We start from the raw sequence: 480 nt of genomic DNA on the forward strand, positions 1-480 counted from the left end.
TCATTAAACACCATACCAAGCGTTCACTACACCTGTTAATATTTACCAAATCCTAGAAATTCATCATGCTGTATTGTCAAATTATCACATTGGCTTTCATAAAGTAAAAGGAATTTATATGAAAAATTCTGCTCATTTCTGTTTTGCAGTGTTAGCACTCTCTGCTGCCGTAAGTACACAGGCTGCCCGCCCTGTTGAATTTACCGTTGGCAGCGAATATTACAACGAGACCTATCGCGAATACGAACAAGATGGTAGTCGCTTAATGCAGCAAAAAGGCAACTTATGGTCTATTAATGCCGGCGTAAAATACCGTTTCAACGATCGCCATGCGGCAAAATTAGAAGGCCGTTATTCGCGCGGTAAAACAGATTACACAGGAAGTGTACAATATATAACTGAGGATTATATCGACGATTCAGCAAGTTATGGCTCAGCCACACTCAAAAATGCACCACGCCGCGCATACGATATCCGTGC

At 41.5% G+C, this 480-nt stretch carries 1 pseudogene; it reads left to right on the forward strand.

Features of this window, described 5'->3' with window-relative positions:
- Window positions 1–118 precede the first annotated feature (118 nt).
- A pseudogene (locus tag ACTHUR_RS19620) lies at window positions 119–480 on the forward strand (outer membrane beta-barrel protein); the annotation flags it as partial.

Source organism: Neisseria sp. P0021.S007, from assembly GCF_051956855.1.